This is a genomic window from Variovorax sp. Soil_C_19, from assembly GCF_057657255.1.
This window is the reverse complement of sequence record NZ_JBDGIV010000008.1, coordinates 71,445-97,365: the sequence shown is the minus strand read 5'-3', so window position 1 is coordinate 97,365 and position 25,921 is coordinate 71,445. Positions and strand designations below refer to the sequence as shown.

At 70.1% G+C, this 25,921-nt stretch carries 26 protein-coding genes; 9 read left to right on the top strand and 17 right to left on the bottom strand.

Annotation, left to right across the window (positions count from 1 at the left end; genetic code table 11):
* Nucleotides 1–8: 8 nt before the first annotated feature.
* Both AC3A6R_RS17140 and AC3A6R_RS17135 read right to left on the bottom strand, forming a co-directional pair.
* Nucleotides 9–2,123, bottom strand: a complete 2,115-nt coding sequence (locus AC3A6R_RS17140) for an acetate--CoA ligase family protein (RefSeq protein ID WP_487862113.1) — start codon at nucleotides 2,121–2,123, stop codon at nucleotides 9–11.
* Nucleotides 2,124–2,134: 11 nt separating this feature from the next.
* The gene (locus AC3A6R_RS17135) at nucleotides 2,135–2,929 is read right to left on the bottom strand and encodes an enoyl-CoA hydratase (protein WP_487862006.1); all 795 of its coding nucleotides are present in this window, start codon (nucleotides 2,927–2,929) and stop codon (nucleotides 2,135–2,137) included.
* A gap of 82 nt (nucleotides 2,930–3,011) precedes the next feature.
* Between AC3A6R_RS17135 and AC3A6R_RS17130 the strand changes: the two genes are divergently transcribed.
* Nucleotides 3,012–3,782 (top strand): IclR family transcriptional regulator, encoded by a 771-nt coding sequence (locus AC3A6R_RS17130; RefSeq protein WP_487862005.1) that lies wholly within the window; start codon nucleotides 3,012–3,014, stop codon nucleotides 3,780–3,782.
* 14 nt (nucleotides 3,783–3,796) lie between these two features.
* Here the strand turns inward: AC3A6R_RS17130 and AC3A6R_RS17125 are convergent, their stop codons facing one another.
* The 8 genes from AC3A6R_RS17125 to AC3A6R_RS17090 are packed head-to-tail and all read right to left on the bottom strand — an operon-like array spanning nucleotide 3,797 to nucleotide 11,768.
* Nucleotides 3,797–4,594: a crotonase/enoyl-CoA hydratase family protein gene (locus tag AC3A6R_RS17125; RefSeq protein ID WP_487862004.1), complete on the bottom strand. Its 798-nt coding sequence runs from the start codon at nucleotides 4,592–4,594 to the stop codon at nucleotides 3,797–3,799.
* A 16-nt stretch (nucleotides 4,595–4,610) separates the two neighbouring features.
* Nucleotides 4,611–5,621, bottom strand: a complete 1,011-nt coding sequence (locus tag AC3A6R_RS17120) for an acyl-CoA dehydrogenase family protein (protein ID WP_487865027.1) — start codon at nucleotides 5,619–5,621, stop codon at nucleotides 4,611–4,613.
* A gap of 32 nt (nucleotides 5,622–5,653) precedes the next feature.
* Nucleotides 5,654–6,814, bottom strand: coding sequence for an acyl-CoA dehydrogenase family protein (locus tag AC3A6R_RS17115; RefSeq protein WP_487865026.1), 1,161 nt, complete (start codon nucleotides 6,812–6,814; stop codon nucleotides 5,654–5,656).
* On the bottom strand, nucleotides 6,811–8,079 hold the full coding sequence (locus AC3A6R_RS17110) for a CaiB/BaiF CoA transferase family protein (protein ID WP_487865025.1): 1,269 nt from the start codon (nucleotides 8,077–8,079) through the stop codon (nucleotides 6,811–6,813). The genes AC3A6R_RS17115 and AC3A6R_RS17110 overlap by 4 nt, the downstream gene beginning before the upstream one ends.
* Nucleotides 8,063–9,043 (bottom strand): Bug family tripartite tricarboxylate transporter substrate binding protein, encoded by a 981-nt coding sequence (locus tag AC3A6R_RS17105; RefSeq protein WP_487862000.1) that lies wholly within the window; start codon nucleotides 9,041–9,043, stop codon nucleotides 8,063–8,065. The genes AC3A6R_RS17110 and AC3A6R_RS17105 overlap by 17 nt, the downstream gene beginning before the upstream one ends.
* Before the next feature lie 11 nt (nucleotides 9,044–9,054).
* The gene (locus AC3A6R_RS17100; protein WP_487865024.1) at nucleotides 9,055–10,053 is read right to left on the bottom strand and encodes a tripartite tricarboxylate transporter substrate binding protein; all 999 of its coding nucleotides are present in this window, start codon (nucleotides 10,051–10,053) and stop codon (nucleotides 9,055–9,057) included.
* 39 nt (nucleotides 10,054–10,092) lie between these two features.
* A complete protein-coding gene (locus AC3A6R_RS17095) occupies nucleotides 10,093–10,596 on the bottom strand; it encodes a MaoC family dehydratase (RefSeq protein ID WP_487861998.1) in 504 nt (167 codons plus the stop codon).
* Nucleotides 10,593–11,768, bottom strand: coding sequence for a CaiB/BaiF CoA transferase family protein (locus AC3A6R_RS17090; RefSeq protein ID WP_487865023.1), 1,176 nt, complete (start codon nucleotides 11,766–11,768; stop codon nucleotides 10,593–10,595). The genes AC3A6R_RS17095 and AC3A6R_RS17090 overlap by 4 nt, the downstream gene beginning before the upstream one ends.
* A gap of 89 nt (nucleotides 11,769–11,857) precedes the next feature.
* Here AC3A6R_RS17090 and AC3A6R_RS17085 point away from each other — a divergent pair, with 89 nt between their 5' ends.
* Nucleotides 11,858–12,754 carry a LysR family transcriptional regulator gene (locus tag AC3A6R_RS17085; protein WP_487865022.1) on the top strand — a complete coding sequence of 299 codons (897 nt, stop codon included), beginning with the start codon at nucleotides 11,858–11,860 and terminating at the stop codon, nucleotides 12,752–12,754.
* Here AC3A6R_RS17085 and AC3A6R_RS17080 read toward each other — a convergent pair.
* Genes AC3A6R_RS17080 through AC3A6R_RS17070 form a run of 3 tightly spaced genes read right to left on the bottom strand, consistent with a single transcriptional unit; the run spans nucleotide 12,709 to nucleotide 15,139 of the window.
* Nucleotides 12,709–13,974: a type II toxin-antitoxin system HipA family toxin gene (locus tag AC3A6R_RS17080; protein WP_487861995.1), complete on the bottom strand. Its 1,266-nt coding sequence runs from the start codon at nucleotides 13,972–13,974 to the stop codon at nucleotides 12,709–12,711. The genes AC3A6R_RS17085 and AC3A6R_RS17080 overlap by 46 nt on opposite strands.
* Nucleotides 13,967–14,293 (bottom strand): XRE family transcriptional regulator, encoded by a 327-nt coding sequence (locus AC3A6R_RS17075; RefSeq protein WP_487865021.1) that lies wholly within the window; start codon nucleotides 14,291–14,293, stop codon nucleotides 13,967–13,969. Before AC3A6R_RS17075 ends, AC3A6R_RS17080 begins: the two co-directional genes overlap by 8 nt.
* Before the next feature lie 48 nt (nucleotides 14,294–14,341).
* The gene (locus tag AC3A6R_RS17070) at nucleotides 14,342–15,139 is read right to left on the bottom strand and encodes an AraC family transcriptional regulator (protein ID WP_487865020.1); all 798 of its coding nucleotides are present in this window, start codon (nucleotides 15,137–15,139) and stop codon (nucleotides 14,342–14,344) included.
* Between the two features lie 83 nt (nucleotides 15,140–15,222).
* Here AC3A6R_RS17070 and AC3A6R_RS17065 point away from each other — a divergent pair, with 83 nt between their 5' ends.
* Nucleotides 15,223–15,756: a peroxiredoxin-like family protein gene (locus tag AC3A6R_RS17065; protein ID WP_487861992.1), complete on the top strand. Its 534-nt coding sequence runs from the start codon at nucleotides 15,223–15,225 to the stop codon at nucleotides 15,754–15,756.
* Between the two features lie 4 nt (nucleotides 15,757–15,760).
* Here the strand turns inward: AC3A6R_RS17065 and AC3A6R_RS17060 are convergent, their stop codons facing one another.
* Nucleotides 15,761–16,387 (bottom strand): TetR/AcrR family transcriptional regulator, encoded by a 627-nt coding sequence (locus AC3A6R_RS17060; protein WP_487865019.1) that lies wholly within the window; start codon nucleotides 16,385–16,387, stop codon nucleotides 15,761–15,763.
* 137 nt (nucleotides 16,388–16,524) lie between these two features.
* Between AC3A6R_RS17060 and AC3A6R_RS17055 the strand changes: the two genes are divergently transcribed.
* Complete coding sequence (locus tag AC3A6R_RS17055) at nucleotides 16,525–17,709, top strand: MFS transporter (RefSeq protein ID WP_487865018.1); 1,185 nt, start codon at nucleotides 16,525–16,527, stop codon at nucleotides 17,707–17,709.
* Here AC3A6R_RS17055 and AC3A6R_RS17050 read toward each other — a convergent pair.
* The 3 genes from AC3A6R_RS17050 to hmpA all read right to left on the bottom strand — a co-directional run bounded on the left by AC3A6R_RS17050 (nucleotide 17,690) and on the right by hmpA (nucleotide 19,943).
* A complete protein-coding gene (locus tag AC3A6R_RS17050) occupies nucleotides 17,690–17,881 on the bottom strand; it encodes a hypothetical protein (protein ID WP_487865017.1) in 192 nt (63 codons plus the stop codon). The genes AC3A6R_RS17055 and AC3A6R_RS17050 overlap by 20 nt on opposite strands.
* Before the next feature lie 15 nt (nucleotides 17,882–17,896).
* Nucleotides 17,897–18,460 (bottom strand): type 1 glutamine amidotransferase domain-containing protein, encoded by a 564-nt coding sequence (locus tag AC3A6R_RS17045; RefSeq protein WP_487865016.1) that lies wholly within the window; start codon nucleotides 18,458–18,460, stop codon nucleotides 17,897–17,899.
* Nucleotides 18,461–18,743: 283 nt separating this feature from the next.
* Nucleotides 18,744–19,943, bottom strand: coding sequence for an NO-inducible flavohemoprotein (gene hmpA / locus AC3A6R_RS17040; protein ID WP_487865015.1), 1,200 nt, complete (start codon nucleotides 19,941–19,943; stop codon nucleotides 18,744–18,746).
* A 140-nt stretch (nucleotides 19,944–20,083) separates the two neighbouring features.
* Between hmpA and norR the strand changes: the two genes are divergently transcribed.
* The 5 genes from norR (at nucleotide 20,084) to AC3A6R_RS17015 (ending at nucleotide 25,895) form a co-directional block, all read left to right on the top strand.
* Nucleotides 20,084–21,682, top strand: coding sequence for a nitric oxide reductase transcriptional regulator NorR (gene norR, locus AC3A6R_RS17035; RefSeq protein ID WP_487865014.1), 1,599 nt, complete (start codon nucleotides 20,084–20,086; stop codon nucleotides 21,680–21,682).
* A 124-nt stretch (nucleotides 21,683–21,806) separates the two neighbouring features.
* Nucleotides 21,807–23,030 (top strand): helix-turn-helix domain-containing protein, encoded by a 1,224-nt coding sequence (locus AC3A6R_RS17030; protein WP_487865013.1) that lies wholly within the window; start codon nucleotides 21,807–21,809, stop codon nucleotides 23,028–23,030.
* 48 nt (nucleotides 23,031–23,078) lie between these two features.
* Nucleotides 23,079–23,783 (top strand): Vgb family protein, encoded by a 705-nt coding sequence (locus AC3A6R_RS17025; RefSeq protein WP_487865012.1) that lies wholly within the window; start codon nucleotides 23,079–23,081, stop codon nucleotides 23,781–23,783.
* 18 nt (nucleotides 23,784–23,801) lie between these two features.
* Nucleotides 23,802–24,614: a DUF899 domain-containing protein gene (locus AC3A6R_RS17020; protein WP_487865011.1), complete on the top strand. Its 813-nt coding sequence runs from the start codon at nucleotides 23,802–23,804 to the stop codon at nucleotides 24,612–24,614.
* A 39-nt stretch (nucleotides 24,615–24,653) separates the two neighbouring features.
* Nucleotides 24,654–25,895 carry an MFS transporter gene (locus tag AC3A6R_RS17015; protein WP_487861979.1) on the top strand — a complete coding sequence of 414 codons (1,242 nt, stop codon included), beginning with the start codon at nucleotides 24,654–24,656 and terminating at the stop codon, nucleotides 25,893–25,895.
* Nucleotides 25,896–25,921: the final 26 nt, after the last annotated feature.

Below are 25,921 nucleotides of genomic sequence, written 5' to 3'. Positions count from 1 at the left end.
TGTGAATCTCAGCGGGGCGGAGCCGCCAGCACCAGCGCATCGAGCGCGACGGCGCCCTGGCCTGCGGCACGCACCTGCAACGGGTTGATCTCGAGCGCCTGGACCTGCGCGCCCAGCGCCTGGGCGGCATCGCACAGCGCGGCAATGCCCGCGCTTGCGGCCTCGACGTCGGCCAATGGCCGCCCGCGAAAGCCGTCGAGCAGCGGCCAGGTCTTCAGTGCGCGCAGCATCTCGCCGACCATGGCGGCGTCGACCGGCAACAGACGGTGGCTCGCATCGCGGTACAGCTCGGTCAGCACACCGCCGAGCCCGACGGTGAGCGCCGGCCCGAACACCGGGTCGTGCGTGACGCCGGCGATCAGTTCCGCCACACCGCCCGCCGCCATCGGCTGCACCAGCACGCCGTCTATGGCGGCGTCCGGATGGTGCCGGCGTGCGTTCGCCAGCACTTGCGCGCAGGCCGCGCGAAGCGCCGCCTCGTCGCGGAGGTTCAGCCGCACCGCGTCGGCCTCCGTCTTGTGCGCGATGTCGGCGCTGAGCACCTTCAGCGCCACGGGCCAGCCCAGCGCGCGGGCCGCATCGAGCGCCGCGTCCGCGTCGGCGCAGGCCCGCCCGGGCAGCGTGGGCACGCCATGGTGCGCCAGCAGCTGCACCGTCTCGTGCTCGTTGAGCCGGGCGGGCAGCATGCCGGCCGCGTCGTGGCGGGGCGCAGACGCGCGCAGGGCCGCCCAGCGCGCCGCGGCGTCGCGACGCGATTGCCACAGCAGGAACGGCGCCAGGGCCTGGGTCGCGCGGCCGAGATCGTCGAACACCGGCACGCCGCCGGCCGCAAGACGCTCGCGCGAGGTCGCGGCGCCGGTGTCGATGGCGACGAACAGGCGGCGATGGCGCGCGCTGGCATCGATCAGCGCGTCGGCCATGCGGTCGAGCATGTACCCCGGCGCGTAGACGACCACCGCATCGACGGCATCGCTCTTCGCCAGCTCGGCAAGGATCGTCTGCACGAACGCGGGGTTGTTGACCACGTTGCCCGTGACATCGACCGGGTTGGACACCATGCCGTAGTCGGGGATGCCTTCGCGCAGTGCCTTCTGCAGCGCCGGGGGCAAGGTCGGCACGTCGAGCCCGGCGCCGATGAACTTGTCGGCGAGGATCGCGCCGAGCGCACCCGACATCGTCACGATGGCCACCCGCTTGCCGCCCTCTCGGGCCCGAAAGCCGCTGAGGTACGCGAGATCGGCCATCTGCGCGAAGTCGGTGCCCCGGATCACGTTGAGCTGCTCGAAGGCCGCGCCGTACAGCGCCAGGTTGCCTGCCAGCGCGGAGGTGTGCGAGCGCACCGCCTCGGAGCCCTTGTCGGTCTCGCCGGCCTTGTAGATCACCAGCGGTTTGCCTTGCGCCGCGAAGCGCAGCGCGGCGTCGACGAAGCGCGGGCCGTTGCGCAGTTGCTCTACGTAGCCGATCACGCAGTCGGTGTGCACATCCTCGGCCAGGTACGCCAGGTACTCCGAGAACTCTAGCGTCGCCTCGTTGCCGGTGTTGATGAAGTGCGACACCGGCACGCCGAGCCGGCGGATGAGTGCGAACACCGCCGAGCAGACGTTGCCGCTCTGCGTCAGCACGCTCACGCGGCCCGGATCGCTCTGCGGCGGCACGTTGCGAAAGACCGAGGCGAATGCGGTGTGGGCCTGCAGGTTCAAGTTGGCGAAGCCCATGCAGTTGGGGCCGGCCACCACCATGCCCGTGCGTGCCACGAAACTTTCGAATTCGGCCTGCAGTGCCGCGCCGCTGCCGCCCGCTTCGGCAAAGCCCGCGGCGTAGACGATGGCCGCCCGCGCGCCCTTCGCGTGGCAGCGCTCGAGCATGGCCGTGACGTCTTCGGCGCCGATGGCAAGCACCACCAGATCGGGGGCTTGCGGCAACGATTCGATGTCGGGGTAGCAGGTGTAGCCGAACACTTCCTCGTACTTCGGATTGATGGGGAACACCTGGCCGGCATAGCCGAAGTGGCGCAGCAGGTCGAGCGGCATGCCGCCGATGCGGGCGGGGTTGTTGCTGGCACCCACCAAGGCGATCGATCGCGGCTGCAGCAGTGCGTCGAGCCGGTGGGCGCCGGGCTGCATCTGGCGTGCGCTCACTTGGTGGTCCCCTTCTGGATCGCGTTCGAAAGCCCTGCCTCCTTGGTGCGCCGGTACTCCTCGCTCACGTGGCTGAGCTGGTGCACGTCGAAGTGCGACGAAAGCGCCTGGCGCATGCCCTGCACATCGACCGAGCGGTTCAGCGACTTCTTCAGCACGCGCAGCGCGAACGGCGGTGCGGCGGCGATGCGCTGCGCGAGCGCCATCGTCTCCGCGTCCAGCCGGTCGTTCGGCGCGATGCGGTTGACCATGCCGATCTCCTTTGCATCGGCGGCCGAGAGCCGCTCGCCCGTGAACAGGAACTCCTTCGCCCTGCGCAGTCCCATCACCCAGGGATGGATCAGCACCTCGGTGGCCGCCGCGCCCATGGTGTGCGTCACCGGATCGGAGAAGAAGGCGTCTTCCGAGGCCACCACCAGGTCGCACATGTTGGCCACCATGAAACCCGCGGCCACGCAGGCGCCCTGCACCTGTGCGATGGTGGGCTTCGGAAAGTCCCAGATGCGCATGCAGTAGCCGAAGTAATGCTGCTCCTCGTAGGCCCAGCGTTCTTCCACCGTGAACTGCGCGCGCTCCGCCTCGGCCTGCTTCAGGTCATGCCCGGCGGAGAAATGCGCGCCCTTGGCGGCGAGTACGACGACCCGGGTTTCGGTGTCGCGGCGTGCGTCTTCGAAGGCCGCGTCGAGCTGGTCGAGCATCTGCTGGCTTTGCGCGTTGCGGGCCTGCGGCCGGTTGAGCCAGATGCGGCGGACGGCGCCGGCCTGCTCGATCAGAAGAAGGGGTTCGCTCATGAAGGGTTCCTGACGTTGTGGACGCCGATGCTCGGCGCGTTATGCTCACATCGCGATCAGGACCTGCAACTTTTCCCACATCATGAGCAAACCTATGGAAACCCCGGGGGCACAGAACATGCGCCGCTCGCTTGCCGTTCTGCGCGTGCTCGGCGCGCACCACGAAGAGGGACTGGTGGTCAACGACGTGGTCGCGCTCACGTCGCTCGAGCGCTCGACGGCGCACCGGCTGCTGACCTGCCTGGTCGAGGAACAGTTCGCAGAGCGCGATCCGGCCACGCGCCGCTACCGGCTGGGCCTCGAGGCGATGCGGCTCGGATTCGCGTCGCTCAAGCGCGCGCCGCTGGTCGCTTCGTACCAGCCGGTGCTGCAGCGGCTGGCCCGCATCTCGGAAGACACCGTGTTCCTCCTCGCACGGCAAGGCGACTACACGGTCTGCCTGGCGCGCGAGGACGGCGCCTTCCCGGTCAAGATCTTCAGCACCCGCGTCGGCGATATCCGACCGCTGGGCATCGGCGTGGCGGGCCTGGCCATCCTGGCTTCGGCGCCGGACGACGAGATCGCGCGCATCACGGCGCAGCACGCCCCCGCGTTCGACGCGGCCGGCTTGACGCCCCTGCAGAGGAGCAAGGCGATCGCGCGCACCCGGCGCACCGGGTTCTCCGAGCTCGTGGACACGGTCACCGAAGGCGTGGCCGGCGTCGGGGCGGTGATCCCCGACGCGGCCGCGCCGTTCGCCGCAATTTCCATCGCGGCCATCAAGCCGCGCATGTCGCCGGCACGGCGCATCGAACTCGGCAAGCTCCTGATCGAGACGCTCTCCGCGCCGGAGCGCTCGACAGTGCCCGCCTAGGCGCGGGCACGCCGTCAGTCGTTGCCGAACATCGGCTTGCGCTTCTCCACGAACGCGCGCACCGCCTCGCGGTGGTCGCCCGTCATGTGGGCGATGGCCTGGTAGCCGGCCGACATCTCGAGCAGCGACTCGAGCGTGCTGCGCTCGCCTTCGCGCAGCAGGCGCTTGGTCATGCGCAGCACGCCGCCGGGGTTGGCGGCAATGCGCGCGGCGAGCGCGAGGCTTTCTTCCATCAGCCGCTCGTGCGGCACCACGCGCGACACCAGGCCACAGGCGAGGGCCTCCTGCGCGCTCAGCGCGTCGCCGGTGAATGCCATCTCGCAGGCCTTCGACATGCCCACCGCGCGCGGCAGCAGCCATGCGCCGCCGTCGCCGGGCACGATGCCGACCTTCACGAAGCTCTCGGCGAAGGTCGCCTTCTCCGAGGCGATGCGGATGTCGCACATGCAGGTGAGGTCGAGGCCCGCGCCCACCGCCGGGCCGTTGACGGCGACGATGACCGGTACGTCGAGGTTGTAGAGCGCCTTGGGCAGGCGCTGGATGCCGTTGCGGTACTCCTCGCGGATCACCTCGGGCGAGAGGCCTTCCTTCTCGTAGCGCTGCATGTCCTTGACGTTGCCGCCCGAGCTGAACACGGGGCCTTCGCCGGTGAGCACGACCACGCGGATGCCGCGGTCGCGCGTGATCTCGTCGCACGCCGCGACGATCTCTTCGACGGCGGTGTTGCCGGTGAGCGCGTTGCGGGTCTCGGGCTGGCTCATGGTGAGCGTGAGGATGGCGCCGTCGCGCGCGGTCTTCAGGAATCGGGTCATGGGGGCGTCCTTGTTCTCAAACGGGATCGGTGGTGTCACGCACGAGGTCGAGCGTCAGGCCCTGCCGCTGGTCGACCAGCTCGCTGCCCAGCACGTCGTGCCAGAAAGACTCGGACCCGCCGGCCTGGCGCCAGGCGTGCAGCCGGCGGGTGTACATCTGCAGGTCGAACTCGGCAGTGAAGCCGATGGCGCCGTGGATGGAATGGCTCAGCGCCGCCACCTCGAGCGCGGCCTCGCTGGTGCGCGCCTTGGCGATCGCCACGCGCAGCCGGTCGCCGCCGCAGCCCAGCTGCGCGGCCATGCGGGCCGCGAACACGTGCTCCGAGATCACGCTGAGCTGGTGCTGGATGGCCTGGAACTTGCCGATGGGCCGACCGAACTGCTGGCGCTCGTTGGCGTACCGCAGCGTGCGGGCGAACACGCTGCCCAGCGCGCCAGCCAGCTGCGCGGCCAGCAGGCCGGCCTGCAGCACACGCAGGTCCGCCGGCGCAAAGGCCTCGGGCACGGACGGCGCGGCGGCAAGCACCGGCGCGGGCCACGAGAGCGCGGCGTCGAGCGCCGCAACGGCGCCGGCCGAAACGGCGGCATCGACCGGCAGCAGGCGACAGGCGCGGCCTGCATCGCCGGGCCCGGCGACCTCGGCGAGCACCCAGTCGGCCACGCGGCCGCCCATGACGCGGTCGCACACCAGCATGCCGCCGGCCTGCATGCGGCCTTGCGCCAGCGCGATGCTGCCCGCAGGCCGCGGCAGCCCGGCGCGTGCGAGCAGCGCGCGCGCCACCATGGTTTCGGCGAGCGGCACGGGAACCACGAATTCGCCGCAGAGTTCGATGAGTGCGAAGGCTTCGGGCAGCGAGAGCCCGGTGCCGCCTTCTTCCTCGGGCAGCAGCGTGTCTGCAAAGCCCGATGCCTCGATCGCCTGCCACAGGCCTGCGGCCGAGGCGCCGCCCTCGATATGGCGCACGGCGTCGAGGCTGCAGTGATCGGTGAGCATGGCGCGCAGGGCGTCGATGTAGATGTCGTCCATCGGTTCGTCTCTTTCTGCTTCTTCTCTTGCGCTCAGCGCAGGCCGAGGCCGCGCGCGATCATGCCGCGCAGGATGTCGCGCGTGCCGCCACGCAGCGAGAACGAGGGCGCCACTTGCGTCACGTAGTCGAGCGTGTGCAGCAGCGCGAGCGGAATGTCCTGCCCGTCGCGCGCATACAGGTCGTCGGCGATGGCGGCCGGAATCAGCTGCTCGACGCCGGTGCCCAGGTCCTTCACGAGCGCCGCCTCGACGACCGGGCTGCCGCCCTGCGCCACCTTCTCGGTGACGGCAATCGACATCGCGCGCAGCGGCGCGAGCTGGCCGAGGATCTTGCCGGCCAGCCGCACCGATGCGGGCGTGCGGCCGGCGGGGGTGCGCACGAAGGCGAGCCATTCGTCGAACAGCACGATGCTGGAGTAGAGCCGCTCGGGCCCGCTGCGCTCGAAGGCCAGCTCGGCCGTCACCTGCTCCCAGCCCTTGCCCTCCTCGCCGATGAGCGCGTCGGGTGCGAGCGCCACGTTGTCGAAGAAGACCTCGCAGAAGTGCGAGTCGCCCGAGAGGTCGGTGATCGGCCGCACCGTCACGCCCGGCAGGCGCAGGTCGACGATGACCTGCGACAGCCCCTTGTGCCGGTCCTGCGCATCGCCCGACGTGCGCACCAGCGCGATCATGTAGTGGCAGTGGTGGGCGTTGGTGGTCCAGATCTTCTGGCCGTCGAGCGTGAAGCCGCCTTCGGCCGTGCGCACCGCGCGGGTTCGCACGCTTGCCAGGTCGGAGCCGGCATCGGGCTCGCTCATGCCGATGCAGAAGAACGACTCGCCGCGGCAGATGGGTGGCAGGTAGAACTGCCGCTGCGCCTCGGTGCCGTACTTGAGGATCAGCGGGCCGCTCTGGCGGTCGGCGATCCAGTGCGAGCCGACGGGCGCGCCGAAGTTGAGGAACTCCTCCACCAGCACGTAGCGCGCGAAGGCGCTGCGGCCGCCGCCGCCGTAGGCCTCAGGCAAGGTGATGCCGAGCCACCCGCGCCGGCCGAGTTCGCGGCTGAAGGCGCTGTCGTAGCCCGACCACGACCGGGCGCGCACACGGGCGGGCACGCCCGCCAGCGCCTCCGAAAGAAAGGCCCGCACGGGCGCGCGCAGCGCCTCGTCCTCGGGCGGAATGGCCGTCAGCGACAGCGAGGTCAGGGCACTCATCCGATCACTCCTTCTTTCATCAGCGCGGCGATGGCTTCGGGCGCCATGCCCATCACATCGGCCAGCACATCGTGCGTGTCCTGGCCAAGCAGCGGCGGCGCGCGGCGGTACTGCACCGGCGTGTGCGACATGCGCAGCGGGCTGGCCACCAGCGGGATCTCGCCGGCCACGGGATGCGTCATCCGGATCTGCGTGCCGCGCGCGCGCACCTGCGGGTCGGCGAACACGTCGGCAATGGTGTTGATGGGGCCGCAGGGCACGCCCACCTGTTCGAACAGCGCGATCCACTCGGCGGTGGTGCGCGTCACGGTCAGTTCGCGCATCAGTGCGATGAGCTCGGCGCGGTGTGCGATGCGGTCGGCGTTGGTGCTGAAGCGCGCGTCGTCGGCCCACTCGGCGTGGCCGACCGCGCGGCAGAAGCTGCCGAACTGGCTGTCGTTACCGATCGCAAGGATCATGAAGCCGTCCTGCGTCGGGAAGTCCTGATAGGGCACGGTGTTGGGATGGGCATTGCCCATGCGCCTGGGCGTGCCGCCGTAGAGATGGTTCATGCCCTGGTTGGCGAGGCAGGCCACCTGCACGTCGAGCAGCGCCAGGTCGATGTGCTGGCCCACGCCGGTGAGGTCGCGCGACTGCAGCGCCGCCAGGATGGCGGTGCTGGCATAGAGCCCGGTGAGGATGTCGGTGAGCGCCACGCCCACCTTCATCGGCCCGGCGCCCTCTTCCCCGTCCGCACGGCCGGTGATGCTCATGAGGCCGCCCATGCCCTGCATCAGAAAGTCGTAGCCCGCGCGCTCCGCGTACGGCCCGGTCTGGCCGAAGCCGGTGATCGAGCAGTAGACCAGCCGCGGATTGATCGCGTGCAGCGCCGCGTGGTCGAGGCCGTACTGCGCGAGGCTGCCGACCTTGAAGTTCTCGATCACCACGTCGCAGCGCCTGGCCATCTCGCGCACCAGCGCCTGGCCTGGCGCGGTGGTGAAGTCGATGGCGACCGATTTTTTGTTGCGATTGGCGCACAGGTAGTAGGCCGAGTCGCGCGTGTCGGCGCCCTCGCGGTCCTTCAGGAAGGGCGGGCCCCACAGCCGCGTGTCGTCGCCGCGCCCGGGCCGCTCGACCTTGATGACCTCGGCGCCCAGGTCGCCCAGCGTCTGGCTGGCCCAGGGGCCAGCGAGCACGCGCGAGAGGTCGAGCACGCGGATGTGCGAGAGCGCGCCGGCGGCGGCCTGCGGCGGCACCGGTGGCGCCTTGCTACTGCTGCTCGACATTGGCCTTGACCGCAATGCGCTTCCACAGCTGGATCTCGGCGGCCTGGAAGGCGCGCATCTCCTCGGGCCCGCCGCGCATGACCTCGGCACCGAGGCGCTCGTAGAACGCACGCGTCTCGGGCAGGTTCGCGATCTTGGTGAGCAGGGTCGCGAGCGTGTCGGTCTCGGCCTTGGGCGTCTTGGCCGACACCATGGCGCCGACCCAGGTGTAGGCCGCGAAGCCCGGCAGGCCGGCCTCGCTGGCGGTCGGCACGTCTGGCAGCACGGGCACGCGCTTGTCGGCCGCTACGGCCAGCGCTTGCACCTTGCCGGCCTTGGTCAGTTCCTGCACGCTGGTGATTTCCGCAAAGGCCATGTCCACCGTGCCCGACACCACCGCCATCGCCGCCTCGCCGGCACCCTTGAACGGCACATGCGTGGTGCGGACCTTGGCCGCGTCGTTGAAGAGTTCGGACATCAGCTGGTAGCCGGCCGAGCCCGCACCGTAGTTCAGCACGCCGGGCCGGGCCTTCGCACCCTCGATCAGCGCCGACAAATTCCTGTAGCTCGAGTTGCCGGGCACCACGACGAGCGCGGGCGACCGCATCATCATCGTGAGCGGCGCAAGGTCGGCCACCGGGTCGTAGGGCAGTTGCCTGAACAGCGCGACGTTCACCGCCAGCGTGGAGTTGCTGCCGACGAACACGGTGTAGCCGTCGGCCGGCGCCGAGAGCACGGCCTTCACGGCGATGAAGCCGTTGGCGCCGGGTTTGTTCTCCACCACCACGGGCTGGGCCGTGAGTTCGGTGAGCTTGCGTGCGAAGTAGCGCGCCGAGGTGTCGGTGCCGCTGCCCGGCGGAAACGGCACGACGAACTTGATGGGCCTGGAAGGAAAGTCCTGCGCATGCAGCGGGGCCCCACCGAGCAGGGCCGCCAGCCACACGAGCGACGCGGCGAAACCGCGATGGAGGAAGGACATGGACATGGTCGGCACCTTCATTCCAGAGTCACGCCGGTGGCCTTGACCACGCCGGCCCAGCGTGCCAGTTCCTTCTTCACGTAGGTGCCGTATTCCTGCGGGGTAGAGCCCAGCGGTTCGGCGCCCTGCACGGCCAGCCGGTCGCGCACCTCCGCCGACTTGAGCGCCTTGACGATCTCGGCGTTCAGGCGCTCCACCACGGCCGGCGGCGTGGCGGCCGGCACCATCACGCCCTGCCATGCGCCCACCTCGAAGCCCGGCATGCCGGATTCGGCCAGCGTGGGCACATCGGGAAACAGCGACATGCGCTTGGCGGTGGTCACCGCCAGCATCTTCATGCGCTTGTCGCGCACGAAGCCCATCACCGAGTTGACCGTGTCGGTCATGAACTGGATCTGGCCGCCGACCAGGTCGACGTCGGCCGGCGCGCTGCCCTTGTAGGGCACGTGCGTGGCCTCCAGGCCGTGCGCCTGCACGAACTGGAAGGCGCCCAGGTGCGTCACGTTGCCGTTGCCCGCCGAGCCGTACGAGAGCTTGCCGGGGTTGGCCTTGGCATAGGCCACGAACTCCCTCACGTTGTTCGCCGGAATCGACGGATGGGTCACCAGCGCGAGCGGCACCACGGCCACCAGCGCGACTGGCGCGAAGTCCTTCAGCACGTCGTACGACACGCTCTTGTAGAGCGCCGGGCTCAGCGCGATCGACGAGGTGTTGTAGAGGACGGTGTAGCCGTCGGCCGGTGCCTTGGCGACCATCTGTGCGCCGATGTTGCCGTTGGCGCCGCCGCGGTTGTCGACCAGCACGCTCTGGCCCAGCTGCTCGCCGAGCTTCTGCGCGAGCACGCGCGCCACGAGGTCGGTCGGCCCTCCCGGCGGGAACGGCACGACCAGCGTGATGGGCTTGGCCGGCCAGGCCGGCGCCTGTGCGAAGGCGGCCGGGGCGGCGATCGCGAGCACTGCGGCGGCAGCACTCGCGATCGCCAGCCGGCGGCGCGAAAAGAGGCGGGTTGCTTTCATGGCGGTGTTGTCTCCGTTGTGGTTGTTGGCGGTTCGAAATCAGGCGGATGCGTCCGCGGCGCGGCCCGCGAGCAGGCGCCGCGCGTCGTAGTGCATGACGCATTGGCCGTGCTGGTTGAAGACCTCGATGCGCGAGTCGACGATCGCGCGGTTGCCCTTGGAGGTCGGCCGGATGCCGGTGACTTCGACCACGGCCTCGATGCTGTCGCCCACCCGCACCGGCGCATGGATCTTCTGCACCAGCTCGAGCATGGCCAGGCCGGTGCCCTGGATCATGGTCTGCAGGATGAAGCCTTCCACCAGCGTGTAGGTGAGCGCGGCCGGCACGGGGCGGCCCGCGATGGCGCCGGCTTCGTACTCGGCGTCGATGAAGATCGCCTCCAGCATGCCGGTCACGCCGATGAAGTTGACGAGGTCGGCCTCGGTGATGGTGCGCCGGAAGGTGCGCATGCGCTGGCCGACCGAGAGGTCCTGCCAGGCGAAGCCTTGGCCCAGGCGGGGCAGCGCGCGGTGCGCGGGGGTGAACTGCGGAAGATCGGTCATCGGGAGGTCTCCAGGAAGGTGTCGATGCGTGCGGTGGACCAGCCCGCCGCGGCGAGGCTTTCGCGTGTGTGCTCGCCCAGGCGCGGCGGCATGCGCACCGGCGGGCGCACCCCGTCGAACTTCACCGGCACGCCGGGGAAGCGCATCGCCCCCATGTGCGGGTCGTCCAGTTCGGCGAAGAAGCCCGTGGCCACGAGGTGCGGGTCGGCCGGCAGGTCGTCCAGCGTGCGGATGGGTGCGGCCGGGATCTCCAGCCGCTCGCAGGTGGCGAGCCACTGCGCGGTGCTGCCGCGTGCCACGAAGCTGCCGGCGAGCGCGAGCAGCTCGCCGATGTGGCGCGTGCGCGCGGCCATGTCGGCAAAGCGCGGGTCGGACGCCAGCGCCGGCTCGCCGACTTCGGCGAAGAAGCGCTGCCAGTGCTGGGTGGTGTACGGCATCATGCAGATGTGCCCGTCGGCGGTGCGCCAGGGCCGGCGCCAGGGCGTGAGCACGCGCGGATAGCCGGCTGCGGCGAGCGGCGGCTCGAAGTGGCGGCCGTACATGTGCTCGACCAGGTTGAAGGCCACCATGGTTTCGAACATCGGGATCTCGACGAAGCAGCCGCGGCCCGTGCGCTCGCGCCCGAACAGCGCCGCCAGGATGGCCTGCGCCGCGACCAGCGCGCAGGTCTTGTCGGCCGCGATGGTGGGCAGGTAGCGCGCCTCGCCGCCCTGCTGCGCCATCAGGGCCGACAGCCCGGACATCCCCTGGATCACATCGTCGTAGGCCGGGCGCCCCGCGTAGGGACCTCCTTGCGCAAAGCCGTGCAGACCGGCATACACCAGGCGCGGAAAGCGCGCGGTCAGCGTCTCGGGGTCGATGCCGAGCGCGGCGAGCTTCTGCGGACGCATGCTGTGCATGAACACGTCGGCATCGGCCAGCAGCGCCAGCAGCGCCTCGCGTGCGGCCGGGCGCTTGAGGTCGAGCACCACGCTCTTCTTGCTGTGGTTGCTGCCGAGGAACACGGCCGACATGCCGGCCTCGGCGGCCGGACCGGTGTGGCGCGTGGAGTCGCCCTCGGGCGGCTCGATCTTGATCACCTCGGCGCCGTAGTCGGCCAGCGTCTGGCTGGCCAGCGGCCCGAACACCACGCTCGATAGATCGAGCACCTTCACACCCTGAAGGGGAAGCATCGTCTGTTTGTCTCCTGGCCCCCATTCTGGAAAGGGCGCGCTGCGCCGTCCAATATCAAATTCCCGCTCTGTGATACCTTTTGGAGATCATGGACATACGCCAACTGCGCCACTTCATCGCTCTGGCCGAGACGCTCAACTTCCATCGCGCGGCCGAGCGGCTGCACATGGCGCAGCCTCCGCTGTCGGCCTCGATCCGGCGGCTCGAAGAACAACTCGGCGTGCCGCTGTTCGTGCGCAACCGGCGCGGCACCGAGCTCACGCCCGCCGGCGCGGCCGCGCTCGAGAACGCGCGGCGCGCGGTGTTCCACAGCGAGCAGTTCGCGCTCGCGGCACAGGCCGCTTCGCGCGGCGAGGCCGGCATCCTGCGCGTGGGCTTCGTGGGCTCGGCCACCTATGCGCTGATGCCGCGCGTGCTGCCGCGCTTTCGTGCGCGCTACCCGGGCGTGCACCTGCAGCTGGCCGAGTCGACCACGGCGCGCATCGTCGAGATGGTGGAAAGCGGCGACGTCGACGTCGGGCTGGTGCGCTTTCCGATCGGGCGCGCATGCAAGGCGCGCATCTTCCCGGCGGAGCGCGACGTGTTCATGGCGGCGCTCTCGGTCGACCACCCGCTCGCACGCCGCCGGCGGCTCACCCTGGCCGACCTGGCCGGGGAGACCTTCGTGATGTACGGCGCCATGGAGGTGCCGGGCCTGCACGCCGCGGCGCTGCTGGCCTGCCAGCAGGCGGGGTTCATTCCGAACGTGCAGCAGGAGGCGGTGCAGGTGCAGACCCTCATCAGCCTGGTCGAGAGCGGCCTCGGCGTGGCGCTGGTGCCCTCGGTGGCGGCGCGCCACGTGGCGCGCAACATCGTCTTCAAGAAGCTGGCCGGACCGGGCGCGCAGACGGCGATCGGCATCGCGCTCGCGCTGCCGCCCGGCGGCCAGACTTCAGCGGCTCAGCGTTTTCTGGAGAGCGTGCTGGCGCCGGCAGCGGCGGCGTAGGCCCTGCGTTGGGTGCCGAGCCTGTCGTTGTCCAGGTACTGCGCGAGCATGGCCAGGTCGGCCTCGCCGACACCGCAAGCCCGGAAGTGCGATTTCCAGTGGCCCACGACCTGTGCCATCGCCTGGACGATGGCCTTGGCCGCGGGAAGCTTGAGCCCGAAGGCCGCATGTCCGGACAACGCGTTGTCCAGCGTGGAAGCCGAACCGTCACGCCCCACGAGGAGCGCCTGGTAGCCGAGGCCGCTCATGCTCGGCACCATGTCGAACGCGGGCGACAGGGACCAGCTGCCGTCCGCGTGTCGCAGCAGCGCATGGTTCTTTTCATGGTCGTCGGTGTTGTCCATGAGGATGTTGAACACCATGCGCCTGAACAGCTGGGCCTGCTGCTGCGCGATCTCGTTCGCGCGGGCCATGCGCCGCAACTGCTGCGCCAGGTTCGGGTAGCCGTAGGCCTCGCCCACGGCGCGCAAGGCCACGTGCGCAGAAATTGCGTGGATGCGCCAGCCCGCGTCCCGGTCGAAGCGGCGAACCGCGACAGCGTGCCGCGCGCCCACCGGCAGCGCCCGCGTGGGGGCCACGTCGATGCCGCACTGCGCGGCGAGCGTCATCGTTGCATGTTCGATCAGCGGCGTGTCTTCGTCCTCGCCTTCGCAGAACTTGACGAGCCAGGGTTCGCCGTCGATCTCGACGAGCGACTTCGGCCGTGCGCCGCCGAGCGAGACCCCGGGCCGCAGCAGCCGCTGCTCGATGTCTCCAACGGCTTCATTGGCAAGAACCTTGCGGATCACTTCGCCCATCGCCGGAAGATCGCCGAGCGTCGGGATCGGCGATGCGCCCCAGGGGCTGTACGTGTCCGGCAGCTGGCTCACGCCGAGTGCGCCGTAGCGGTCCGCGCCAGCGAAAAGCAGGAACTCGAGCAGCGACATGCGCGGCGACCGCTCGAACTTGCGGATGACCCGCTCACCCCATCGATCGGGCCGCGCATCGTCCACCGCCCCGGCCGCTTCCTGCTTCTGCGAAGGAACGAAGAGCTCGTCGACGAGCGGGAGATCCTCGCTGATCGCAAACCCGTGCCGAAGCCAATGTGCGTCATAGCGCAAGGCCACGCCCTGCCCGCGCAGCGACAGCGAGACCTCGCCCACGCGCACGGGGTTGTGCGGGTCGGTGAGCATCCAGAGCGACAGCCGGTCCGTCGGTTCGTAGGTGCTGCCGTCAGACATGGGTCTTCGCTCCCCGGCGCGTGGCCGTCTGGACGTCGTTTTCCAGCGCGACCAGATCGTGCTTCGGGTCCGCCAATGCCGCCAGGGCCTCATGACGCCTTATCAGCCAGAGCGCTGTGGCGTAGACGCCCGCCGATACCGTGGGATCGCCTTTTTCCATCTTCGCCAGCGTCGGCACGGAGACGTTCAACCGGGCTGCCCATCCGCGCAGCGACTGCTTGCGGCGCTTGCGCGCGATGGCCAGGTCGTTGCCAAGCTGCGCCAATGCATTCAGCACCACCCCGGGCAGGCTTTCGACGGCGTTCGATCTCCTTGGCATAAAACTATTCTTTCACAAATAAAGAAAATCTGGAAATAATAGTTTCTGTCAGAAGATGGTCGCCGGCCGCAGCACGTCGGTCGCACGCCCTGCGCGCGCGCTCTTCATCGTGGCCGGCGCATGGCCATAGGCTTTGGAGAATGCGCGCGAGAACGCCTCGGCACTGCCGAAGCCGGTGCGCCGCGCCGCGAGCTTCACGGTATCGCCGGCCATCAGGTAGCGCCTCGCGAGCGCCAGGCGCCATGCGCTCAGGTAGGCCATCGGCGTGGTGCCCACGACGGCACGGAAGGTCGACATGAAGCTGCTGCGGGACATGGCCGCACAGTCCGCGAGTTCGTCGACGGTCCACGCCCGCGCGGGCATGTCGTGGATCGACACCACGGCGCGATGCAGCGATGGATGGGCGAGTGCAGCGAACAGGCCGGGCTTCTGCGTGCCCGCGTCCACCGCGCTGCGCAACACCATCAGCACCAGCACTTCGCCGAGCCGGTTCAGCGCCGCGCTGCGGCCGCAACGGCTTTCGGTGGCCTCGGCCATGAATGCAGTGGCCGTGGCCTGCAGCGAGGGCGCACCGTCGAGCGCGACGCTGATCTCTTCAGGCATGGCGCTCATCAGCGGATTGGCTTCGTTGTCGAAATCCACGGCAGCGGCGACCAACGTGTCGGGCGGCAGCTGCGCGAAGCCGCGGGAGCGCAGGAGCATGCGCGCCGCATGCGCCGGCGAACCCGCGAGCACCAGCGCCGCGGTGCCGGCTTCGGCCGGCGACAGAACCGCGACGCGGAGCTTGAAGACTTCGATGAAGGCCGCAAGCCGGTCGAGCTTCGGCGGGTTCGGACTTTGGATCATGAAAGACGGACGTTCCATGGCTTCGAGCATGCGATCTTTGGGCAGCCATGGCAATCCTGCCGAAACCCCAAGGAGCTCCCACCATGTTGATCCCACGCCAACAGGCGCCCGAACTCACCGTCGAGACGCTCGATGCCGGCCGCTTTCGCCTGGCCGACGAAACCCCCGAGCGCATGACGCTCGTGTGCTTCTATCGCGGGCTGCACTGCCCGATCTGCGCCACCTACCTGAAGGAGCTGGAGCGGCTCACGCCCGCCTTTGCCGAGCGCGGCGTGCGAGCCATCGCGATCAGTTCCGATACCGAGGATCGCGCACGTGCCATGGCCGAGAAGATCGGCGCGCAGGCGCTGCGCATCGGTTATTGCCTGCCGCTGGCCGACGCACGCGCATGGGGCCTGTACGTGTCGGCCTCGCGCGGCAAGACTTCGATCGGCATCGAGGAGCCCGCCCTGTTCTCCGAGCCGGGGCTGTTCCTCGTGAAGCCCGACAACAGCCTCTACTATCTGTCGGTCCAGTCGATGCCGTTCGTGCGGCCCGCGTTCGCGGAGATGGTGCAGGCGCTGGATTTCGTCATCAAGAACGACTACCCGGCGCGCGGCGAGCAGGTGCCCGCGTAACGCGTCATTCGCCGGTCGTGCGGGTCGCCTTCCCCGCCAGATGGCCGTCGCGCAGTACGCGTTCGGTCATCGTCCGTGCGCCTCGCAGCATCCGGTCGTCGCCGTCGATGCCGCGGTGGGCGATGGCGCCTTCGAGCAGCAGGAAGATCAGGTCCGCCGCCGTGTCGGCATCACCGATTTCGGGATGATCGGCGCGGATCAGTGCCGCGAGGTGACGCCGTACGGCCTGCTTGTGCGCACGGATCACGCGGTGGCCAGGGTGGTCCGCAGGCAGTTCTCCGGCCGCGTTGATGAACCCGCAGCCCCGGTCGGAGGACGCCGTGTCCTCGGCGTATGACGCCCAGACGGCGAGCACCCGCGAGCCCTTGGCCTCGGCGAGGCGCCGTTCCATGCGCTCCCACCACCGCTGATGCCGCGCCTGGAGATACGCCTCGACCAGCCCCTCCTTCGAGCCGAACCGGTCGTACAGCGTGCGTTTGGTGATGCCCGATTCGGCGGCGATGGTGTCGACCCCGACCGCATGGATGCCTTGCCGGTAGAAAAGATCGGAGGCGACCTCCAGGATGCGCTGCGCCCCGGCGGTCAGCACGGGTGTGCGCAGCACGCCGTCAGGATCGCGATCCGGCTTCATCGTGGTTCTCTCCTTCGCCATGGGTTCCTCATTTGTTCGATTGACTTCACAGATCAGTATAGATAACATCGAGAGGTTTACAGACCTGTGAGATTGGAGCGGCAATGGCGGATCGATGTCTGGAACCGGAACAAGCCGTGGCGGCCCTGCCCGCTCGGCGTCATGAACTGCAGCTCGTGGGAGCGGGCGCGTTGCTGATCGCCGTGTGCTACGGCCTGGCTCGGTACGCCTACGGCTTCTTCGTACCGGTCTTCCGGACCGAGTTCGGCCTCGATGGCGCGACCGTGGGCCTGATCGCCGCCGGCTCGTACGCGGCCTACTGCGTCGCGATCGTCGCCGCCACGATGCTGGTACCGCGCATCGGCGCACGTCCCGTGGCCGTGTCCGCCGGCTGCCTCGCGATCGGCGGCGTTCTCATGGTGGCTTTGGCTCCGAACGCCCTGGTGCTCGCTGCGGGGGTGCTCATTGCCGGATCGAGCACAGGCGTGGCCTCGCCTCCGCTGGCCGATGCGGTCGCGCGCACGATGAATACCAACGCGCGCGACCGGATGCAGACGGTGATCAATGCGGCGGCCGGCCTTGGCTTGGCCGTTGCCGGCGCGATCGCGTTGCTCACCCAGGCGCATTGGCGAAATGCGTGGATGTCCTTCGCGGTCGTCGGCACGGCGTCCGCGCTGTGGGTCGCGTTCGCCGTCCCCGAGGCAACGCATAGGACGGCGGGGCGCCATCCGACGGGCGGGCTGCTGCCAAGGCCGCTGTTGCCTGCCGGCGCTGGCCGGCTGCTGGCCGCCGCCGCACTGCTGGGCGCGGCCAGCAGTGCGGTCTGGACGTTCGGCCGCGATGTGCTGGTCACCATCGGCGGGATGGACGAATGGGCATCGACGATTGCCTGGGTCCTTCTTGGCGCTGCCGGCCTGCTCGGCGCCGCAGCCGGAGACCTGGCACGCCGCTTCGGCATCGCGACAGGATGGATCGCGAGCATGCTGGCACTGGGCGTCGCGACCCTCCTGCTGGCCGCATTCCCGAGCGTCAATGTGATGGCATGGCTCAGCGCCGCGGTGTTCGGTGCCGTCTACATGATCGTGACGGGGCAGCTGCTGATCTGGGGAACCCAGGTGTACGCCTTCGCGCCCGGCGCCGGCGTCGGGCTCGCGTTTCTTGCCCTGTCGCTGGGCCAGGGCGCGGCCGCTCCGCTGATCGGCGGCCTTCTGGAGGGATTCGGGCCACGGCCTGCATTCGCGGCAGCCGCGGTCGTGGCATTCGTCGCCACGCTCGCCCGGCCCAATCACCCTCCGGGGCTTGTCACTGGACGAAGGGCCTGATCTTTTGCAGGAACACCCGGTGCCGCGCGTCGAGCTCGTCGAGGTCGCGCTGCAGCGCCGCCTTGTCGAAGGGCTCGCCGGCCGCGATCGCGGTCATCCAGCGGTCGTGCTTGTCGCGCTCGCCGCGCCACGCTTCGTAGGCGACGCGGAGTTCGTCCCACTGCACCGTCATGCGTCACCCCTTCATTCATGCATGCGCCAACGCGTCCGCGAAGAGGCGGACCATCTCCCGGTCGAAGGCCGGCAGATCCTGCGGCTTGCGGCTCGTGATCAGGTTGCCGTCGACCACCACTTCGCGGTCGACCCATTTCGCGCCGGCGTTCGTCAGGTCGGTGCGCAGCGACGGCCACGAGGTCAGCGTGCGGCCGCGGACCGCATCGGCCTCGATCAGCGTCCAGGGGCCGTGGCAGATCGCGGCGATCGGCTTGCCGGCCTTCACGAAGTCGCGCACGAAGGCGATGGCCGCCTCCTCGATGCGCAGCGCATCGGGGTTCATCACGCCGCCGGGCAGCAGCAGCGCATCGAACTCGTGCGCGGCCGCCTGCGACAGCGGGGTGTCGACGTTGAACTCGTCGGCCTGCTTGTGGTGCTTCCAGCCGCGCACGACGGTGTCCTTCGGCGACACGATCAAGGTCGCCGCGCCCGCTGCCTCGAGCGCCTTGCGCGGCTCGGTCATCTCGGCCTGCTCGAAGCCGTCGGTCACGAGGATGGCGACCTTGGCGCCGTCGAGCAGGGTCTTGTTGCTGGTCATCGGTGCTCCTTTTCTCGTTCAAAAAAAAAAAAGGGATGTGGCGGGCTTTTCACACCATGCGCTCGCCCAGGAGACTGGCTCGTTGGGTCTGCCTGCCGGTGTGTCGGGTCTGGTGCGCATCGTGCTCGCTGGTTGCTTTGAAGCACCGTTCGGCATCCGCCCCGAGGAGCGCGCCACATCGAGAGACCAGACTGCAATGCCTGCGCGACGCGGTGTGTCAGCGGGACGCCGAAGCGCTGTAGGAAATGCACCCACGAAAGCGCCCACACGGGCGCGTTCGCGTTCAGCCTTCCAGCGCTTCCAGCGGCCCGAAGAACTCGTAGCGCAGCTGCTGCTTCGGCACGCCGAGCGCGAGCCCGTGCGCATAGACCGCCTTCATGAATGGCTTGGGGCCGAGGAAGTACAGGTCGACGTCGCGGTCCTCGGGCAGCGCCTGGGCGATCAGTTCGCGCGTGACGAAGCCGGTCGCATGCGGCTGGTCGACGGCGCGCGGCGCATCGTAGACGTAGAGCGCCTTCACGTTGCGGTGCCGCGCCGCGAGCGCATCGACGCGCGCGCGGAACGCATGCGCACCGCCGTGCCGCGCCGCGTGGATGAAATGCACCGGCCGCCCCGTGTGCGCCACCGCTTCGAGCATGCTCATCGCGGGCGTGATGCCCACGCCGCCCGTCACGAGCACCAGCGGGCGCGCCGCCGATTCGCCGCCCGCGGCCGCGGCCGGCTGCAGCACGAAGTCGCCGCAGGGCGCCTGCACCTGCAGCAGCGTGCCGACGGTGGCCGACGCATGCAGCCAGTTCGAGGCGCGCCCGCCCTCTTCCTTCTTTACGCTGATGCGGTAGAACGGCTTGCCCGGCGCGTCGGACAGCGAGTAGTTGCGCCGCAGCGGCTCGCCGTCGATCGCGAGCACCAGCGTGAGGTACTGCCCCGGCGTGAACGCGAGCAGCGGCCCGCCGTCGGTGGGCTCGAGGTAGAACGACGTGATGATGTCGCTCTCGTCCTCGCGCCGGGCCACCCGAAATTCGCGCGTGCCGCGCCAGCCGCCAGGCTGCGCGGCGTTGGCGCGGTAGACCTCTTCCTCCGCGCCGATCAGCAGCGCCGCGAGCGATTGGTAGGCCTCGCCCCAGGCATCGATGATGTCGTCGGTGGCCGCCTCGCCGAGCACGTCCCGGATCGCCTGCAGCAGGCACGCGCCCACGACCGGATAGTGCTCGGGCAGCACGCCGAGCGCGGCATGCTTCTGGATGATGCGTGGCAATGCGCCCGCGATCTCTTCGAGGCGGTCGATGTGCTGCGCATAGGCGAGCACCGCACCCGCGAGCGCGCGCGCCTGGCTGCCCTGGGCCTGGTGCGCCTCGTTGAAGAAGGCCTTCACCTCGGGATGGCGATCGAACATGAGCTGGTAGAAGTGGCGGGTGATCGCCTCGCCGTGCGCCTGGAGCGCGGGCACGGTGGCCTTGACAATGGCAATGGTCTGGGGGTTCATCTGGGTGTCCTTCGAACGATGGTGACGGATGCCTGTGCACTCTCACGTTCCGTGCCAGCCAGCGGGCGCTCGCAAGTGCCTGCCGCTGTTGGGGATTCTCCAGGCGTGGTCAAATTCGCAACAAACAGGATGTTGTGCAAATGACCACGGAAAGTGTCGAATCGACCACAAACCCCGCTACGGAAGGCCAGCGCTTCCGTGCGCTGCTGGCCGCCGCGCGCGGGCTCGTGCGCTGCGATGCGGCGGCGCTGCTGCGGCTCGAAGGCGAGGTGCTGCGTCCGCTCGCGGTCGACGGACTCAGCGACGAGACGCTCGGGCGCCAGTTCCCGGTGGCGGCGCATCCGCGCTTTGCGCGCCTGCTCGAGAGCGGGCGCGGCCTGCGCTTTGCGCACGACTGCGGCCTGCCCGATCCGTACGACGGCCTCGTCGCCGGGCAGCCGACGCTGCTGCCGGTGCACGACTGCATGGGCGCGCCGCTCAGGTTGCGCGGCGAGGTGTGGGGCCTGCTCACGCTCGACGCACTCGACCCGGGCACCTTCGAGGCGGTGAGCCCGGCGCAGCTCGACGCGTTGGTCGCGCTGGTCGAGACCGGCATCGAAGCCGCGCAGACCATCGAGGACATGGCGGCGCGTGCCATGCGCGAGCAGGCCGTGGTGCAGGCATTGCGCGCGGGCCGCGGCGCGCCGCGCGAACTGCTCGGCAACAGCCCCGCGATGAAGCAGCTCTGCAGCGAGATCGACACCGTCGCCGCATCGGACCTGACCGTGCTGCTGCTCGGCGAGACCGGCGTCGGCAAGGACCTGGTCGCGCAGCGCCTGCATGCCCGCTCGCGGCGCCACGATGCGCCACTGGTGCAGGTGAACTGCGCGGCGCTGCCCGAGTCGCTGGCCGACAGCGAGCTGTTCGGCCACAAGCGCGGCGCCTTCACCGGCGCGGTGCAGGACCGCAGCGGAAAGTTCGAGCTCGCCGACGGCGGCACCCTGTTTCTCGACGAGGTCGGCGAGCTGCCGCTCGGCGTGCAGGCCAAGCTGCTGCGCGTGCTGCAAAGCGGCGAGGTGCAGCGGCCCGGCAGCGACCGGACGCTCAAGGTCGAGGTGCGCGTGATCGCGGCCACCAACCGCGACTTGCCCGCGGCCATTGCGCAGGGCCGCTTTCGCGCCGACCTCTACCACCGGCTCTCGGTGTACCCGCTGGTGGTGCCGCCGCTGCGAGCGCGCGGGCGCGACGTGGTGGCGCTGGCCGGCGGCTTCCTCGAGGAGAACCAGCACCGCCTGGGTGCGCGCAACCTGCGGCTGTCGCCGGCCTCGAAGGCCGCCCTGCTCGCGCACCGCTGGCCCGGCAATGTGCGCGAGCTCGAGCATGTGATCAGCCGCGCGTCGCTCAGGGCCTTCACCGAGCCGCGCCGCGGCGCGCGCTGGACGGCGATCGAGCCGCACCACCTTGCGCTCGATGCGGCCGCGGTGACGGCCGGCGCGGCGGCAGCGCCGGCTGCGCCGGCTGCGCCGGCTGCGCCGGCTGCGGCCGAGCCTTCAGCGGCCATCGCTCCATCCACCGCCGCGGTATCTGCCGGCGGCACGCTGCGCGAAGCCACCGAAGCCTTTCAGCGCGCCTGGCTCGCCGAGGTGCTGGCACGGCACCGCGGCCATGTGGCCGATGCGGCGCGCGAGGCCGGCATGGACCGCAGCAACTTTCATCGCGCGCTGCGCAAGCTCGGGGTGGCGCGGGCGGAAGCGCCATAGCGGTCGACGTGCACCGATGCGTCGCGTATCGGCGTGCCATTACATTCCGGGCACGGCGGCGCAATGCGCGGCCCCACGACGGAAGGCGCATGGACATCGAACACCCGACGACGGACCGGACGGCATGGATTCGCTGATCGCCGCTTCCGCGCGCGCGCTGGCCGCGGGCGATGCGCTCGGCGCGCTCAAGCGCGTGGCGCTGCGCGACGATCCGCCGGCGCTTGCGTTGCGCGGCATCGCGATGGCGCAGCTCGGCGAGCTGTCGCGTGCGCGCGAATTGCTGCGGCTGGCGGCGCGCGGCTTCGGCGTCCATGAAGAACTCGCACGTGCCCGCTGCGTGGTGGCCGAAGCCGAGGTGGCGCTGGCCGCGCGCGACATCGGCGATTCACCGCGCGGGCTCGCGCAGGCGGCGGCCACGCTCGAAGCGCACGGCGATGCGGCCAATGCGCTGCAGGCGCGGCTCATCGCGGCGCGTCGGCTGCTGCTGCTGGGCCGGCTCGACCAAGCCGCGGAGGCGCTCGCGCGGCTCGTGGATGCGAAGGGGCTTTCGCCGTCGCTCGCGGCGGTGGCAGCGCTCGCACAGGCCGAGCTCGCGCTACGCTCGCTGCGCGTGGAGGCAGCGCGGGCGGCGCTTGCGCGGGCCCGCGAGGCGGCCGACCGTGCGGGCGTGCCTGCGTTGCGCGCCGAAGTGGCCGAGGCGCAGGCCGTGCTCGAGCGGCCGGCCGCGCGGCGTCTCGCTGCGGGCGGCGAGCAGGCGTTGCGCCTCGACGAGGTCGCGGCGCTGCTGGCATCGGACGCGCTGGTGGTCGATGCCTGCCGCCGCGGCGTCGGTGCCGGCGGGCGATGGCGGTCGCTGGCGCGCCGGCCGGTGCTGTTCGCGCTCGCGCGGGCGCTGGCCGAGGCCTGGCCTGCCGACATCGACCGCGAAGCGCTGATCGCGCATGCCTTTCGCATGCGCCTCCCCGACGAGACGCACCGCGCGCGGCTGCGCGTCGAGATCGGGCGCTTGCGTGCGCTCGTGGCGCCGCTCGCGGCCATCGAGGCCACCGCGCGCGGCTTCGTGCTCCATCCGCATGGCGAGCGTGCGGTGGCCGTGCTCGCGCCACCCGTCGATGGCGACCAGGGTGCGCTGGTGGCCCTGCTGTCCGACGGGGCGGCGTGGTCGACCTCGGCGCTCGCGCTCGCACTCGGCGCGAGCCAGCGCACGGTGCAGCGCGCGCTCGCCGAGCTCGAGGCCGAAGGCCGTGTGCGCTCCATCGGCCAGACGCGCTCGCGCCGCTGGCTCGCGCCGCCGCTCGCGGGATTCACGACGATCTTGTTACTCCCCGCTGCGCTGCCGATTGAATAGAGTGGCTCCAGGGCGTCGAACCGGCGCGATTCATCACCAGGAGCAGCCATGTGCAGCAAGACCACCACGACGACGACGGCGACGAGCGGCAGCAGCCACCGCGCCGAACCCACCACGCAGCCCGCCGAGATCGTGCGCGAGTACGGCCCCTTCGAACCCGCGACCTCGGTCGGCGGCGTGACGCACGACGGGCGGCATGTCTGGGCCGCGATCGGCGCGAAACTCGTCGCCTTCGACCCCGCCAGCGGTGAATCGGCGCGCGCCTTCGACCGCGCCGCCGACGCCGGTACCGCGTTCGACGGCACGCACCTCTACCAGATCGCCGAAGCGCGCATCGACAAGATCGATCCCGCCACGGGCCGGGTGCTGGCCTCGATCCCCTCGCCTGGCGCCGGCAGCGATTCGGGGCTCACCTGGGCCGAAGGCAGCCTCTGGGTCGGCCAGTACCGCGACCGCAAGATCCACCAGATCGACCCCGCCACCGGCGCGGTGAAGCGGACCATCGAATGCACGCGCTTCGTGACCGGCGTGACCTGGGTCGACGGCGAGCTGTGGCACGGCACCTGGGAAGGCGACGAAAGCGACCTGCGTCGCATCGATCCGCAGAGCGGCGCGGTGCTCGAGCGGCTCGAGATGCCGCAGGGCACCGGCGTCAGCGGGCTCGAATCGGACGGCGCCGATCTCTTCTACTGCGGCGGCGGCGCGAGCGGCAAGGTCCGCGCGGTGCGCCGGCCCAAGGCCGTGCGCGCCTGAGGCGAAGGAGCACAGACCATGGACACCGAAGCCGTCTTTGAAGCCGTTTCCGAAGCGGGCATCGCGAACCATCCTGTGGTTTCCACCGAACAGTGGCTCGCCGAGCGCAAGAAGCTCATGGCGCGCGAGCGCGAGCTCACGCACCTGCGCGACCAGGTCGCAAGCGAGCGCCGCGCCCTGCCCTGGCGGCGCGTCGACAAGGCCTATGTCTTCGACACGCCGGAGGGGCCGCGCCGCCTTGCCGACCTGTTCGACGGCCGCCGCCAGCTGCTGGTGCAGCATTTCATGCTCGGCCCGGGCTGGGCGCAAGGTTGCCCGAGCTGCTCGTTCATGGCCGATCACACCGACGGCATGAACGTGCACCTTGCGCAACGCGACATCCGCTTCGTGGCGATCTCGCGTGCACCGCTGGCGGAGATCGAGCACTTCCGCCAGCGCATGGGCTGGCAGTTCAGCTGGGTGTCTTCGCACGGCAGCGACTTCAACCACGACTTCCACGTGAGCTTCGCGCCCGTGGACGTGGCCAAGGGCGAGGTCTACTACAACTATGCGGTGCGGCCCTTCCCGTCGGACGAGGCGCCGGGCCTCAGCGTGTTCTACCGCAACGACGCGGGCGAGGTGTTCCACACCTATTCGACCTACGGGCGTGGCGTGGAAGTGATGATGGGCGCCTACCAGATGATGGACCTCGTGCCCCGGGGCCGCGGCGAACGCGACGTGCCGCACAAGATGGAATGGCTGCGGCACCACGACCGCTACGAGGCCGCGCCGGCGGCGGCGGCGCCGGCGCCCTGTCCCGGATGCATTCGGGACGGAATCCATTTAAAGTAAACCTATTGGTTCACTTTCAACTTTTCTGGAACAAGACCCATGAACGATCCCGCAAGCCGGCGCGCCGTCGCCGCGATCGACACCAACTGGTCCATCGTTGCCGCAGGCGCGCTGATGACATGCGTCGCCATCGGCGTGGTGTTCTCGCTCGCGGTGTTCCTCGAGCCGATGAGCGCGGCCACCGGTTGGTCGCGCGGGGGCATTTCGACCGCCATGACCTTCGCCTTCCTGAGCATGGGCGTGGCCGGCTTCGGCTGGGGCGCGCTGAGCGACCGCTACGGTCCGCGCGTGGTGGTGCTCGCGGGCACGCTGCTGCTCGGCCTGGCGACCGTGCTTGCGAGCCGCGCGAGTTCGCTGCTCGAGTTCCAGCTGATGTTCGGCGTGCTCATGGGCATTGCGGCCGGCAGCTTCTTCGCGCCGGTGATCTCGACCACCGCGTCGTGGTTCGAACGCCACCGCAGCCTCGCGGTCTCGCTCGTGTCGGCCGGCATGGGCGTGGCACCGATGACCATCGCGCCGCTGGCCGCCTGGCTCGTGACCCGCTACGACTGGCGCATGGCCCAGCTGATCATCGGCATCGGCGCCTGGGTGCTGCTGCTGCCCGCGGTCTGGTTCATTCGCGCGGCGCCGGGCACCGGCAGCGCGGCCGGCGCGGGTGCCGTCGCCCCGGCGCCGGCCATGCCGGTCGGCCAGGCGCTGCGCTCGCGTGCCTTCCTCGTGCTCGGCATCACCTTCTTCGCCTGCTGCGCGGCGCACTCGGGCCCGATCTTCCACACCGTGAGCTATGCCATCGGCTGCGGCCTGCCGACCTTCGCGGCCGTGACGATCTACAGCATGGAAGGCGCGGCCGGCCTCGGCGGACGCCTCATCTTCGGCGTGCTGGCCGACAGGCTCGGCGCCAAGCGAGTGCTCGTCGCAGGGCTCTTGATCCAGGCCTTCGCTGCCGCGAGCTACCTGATGGTCAGCCAGCTCGGCGGCTTCTATGCGGTGGCGATCGTCTTCGGGCTCGCCTATGGCGGCGTGATGCCGCTCTATGCGGTGCTGGCGCGCGACTACTTCGGCCCGCGCATCCTCGGCACCGTGCTCGGCGCGGCGACGATGCTCTCGAGCCTGGGCATGGCGCTCGGGCCGGTGCTCGGCGGCTGGCTGTTCGACCGCTACGGCAGCTACACGTGGATGTACATCGGCTCGATGGCCGTTGGTCTCGGTGCGGTGGCGATCGCGCTCACCTTTCCGCGCACGACGCCGCAGGCGGCGCCGCGGCTGCAGCCGGCGGGCTGAAGCGCTGCCGCTGCGGTCGGCGGGCC